This window comes from Marseilla massiliensis (assembly GCF_016899855.1).
Taxonomy (GTDB): Bacteria; Bacteroidota; Bacteroidia; order Bacteroidales; family Bacteroidaceae; genus Prevotella.
This window is the reverse complement of sequence record NZ_JACJJG010000204.1, coordinates 1-1525: the sequence shown is the minus strand read 5'-3', so window position 1 is coordinate 1525 and position 1525 is coordinate 1. Positions and strand designations below refer to the sequence as shown.

Genomic DNA, 1525 nt, shown 5'->3' with positions numbered 1-1525 from the left:
CTTTGTTGGACTCTTTCGCATTGTTTTACACATTTTTTATTGTTCATAAATGTGTCAACTTTTGCCAGGACAAGACAGGATGTTACGCAGGCGGAATGTTGCCGTACTGAGGAAGGTGTTAAGCCGTCATGCGAAAAAAGTAAAATTGATACATCAATCTGTAAAAACGGTATAGCTCTTTACCTGAATCGTTACTAATTTTGCAACGTGAAACAATACCTGTAAACATGAGAAAAATATGTAGAACTTTGATTGCTGCGGCGCTGGCAGTGCTCGCATGCAGTCCGATTAAAGCACAAAAGAATATGGAAAACGTACTTAACGAAAGGCAGCAGAGCATTGTTGCCATCGCATGTCTTGAGGCCAAGGGCGACATCGACGGCCTGAAGACGGCCATCAACGAGGGTCTTGACGCCGGACTTACCGTAAGCCAGGTGAAGGAAGCCCTCTCACATCTTTACGCCTACACGGGTTTCCCGCGCAGCCTCAACGGCTTAGGCGCCCTGCAAGGCGTGCTCGACGAGCGCAAGCAGCGCGGAATAAACGACCCGGAGGGCAAGGAAGCCGACCCGCTGCCCGAAGGATACGACGCCCTGAAGCAGGGCACTGAGGTGCAGTCTAAACTCACGGGCCGCGCATATAACTATACTTTCGCTCCCGCTACGGACTATTACCTGAAGGCTCACCTCTTCGGTGACATCTTCGCCCGCAACAACCTGACCCACGCACAGCGCGAGCTGGTTACCGTGAGCGCCCTTTCGGGACTTGAAGGATGTGAAGCGCAGCTCAAGTCGCACATAAACGGCGCGCGCAACATGGGCGTTACTGACGCCGAACTGCACTCTATCCCCGCCGTGCTTGCCGCCAAGGTGGGCGAGCGTGAGGCCTGGAGGGCACAAAAAGCGATAGCCGAAGTATTCGGAGAGGAATTTAACGGCGGCGAGCCTGTTAAGGACCCGATGTTCCCGAAGGGCCAGCCGAACACGGCATTCGCAAAATACTTCATCGGCGAGAGCTTCCTGGCGCCCCTCAGCTCGGGTAAGGTGCCCGTGTCAAACGTGACCTTCAAGCCCGGCTGCCGCAACAACTGGCACATTCACCACAAGGGCATACAGGTGCTGATTTGCGTCGGCGGCACCGGATGGTACCAGGAATGGGGCAAGCCCGCACGACTGCTGAAGCCCGGCGACGTGGTTGAAATACCCGAAGGTATGAAGCACTGGCACGGCGCTACGAAGGACAGCTGGTTCCAGCACATAGCGTTCACCGTAGCTGAAGAGGGCGCCTCGAACGAATGGCTCGAGCCGGTTACGGACGAGGAGTATAATAAACTGAAGTAGTTAGAGAAGTTAAAGGAGTTAACGCTCACTGCGTTCGCTAAGTAGTTAAAGCCATTACCTTTGTTTGGTTTGTGCCAATTAAGGAATACTAAACCAACAATTAGCAAGGGTAATGGCTTTAACTACTTAGCGAACGCAGTGAGCGTTAACTCCTTTAACTTCTCTAACTTCTTAAGAAAAAGCTC

1 protein-coding gene is annotated in these 1525 nt (G+C 52.5%); it reads left to right on the top strand.

Annotation, left to right across the window (positions count from 1 at the left end; translation table 11 throughout):
* Positions 1-305 precede the first annotated feature (305 nt).
* On the top strand, positions 306-1340 hold the full coding sequence (locus tag H6A34_RS14375; protein WP_239480903.1) for a carboxymuconolactone decarboxylase family protein: 1035 nt from the start codon (positions 306-308) through the stop codon (positions 1338-1340).
* The last annotated feature ends 185 nt before the right edge of the window (positions 1341-1525 follow it).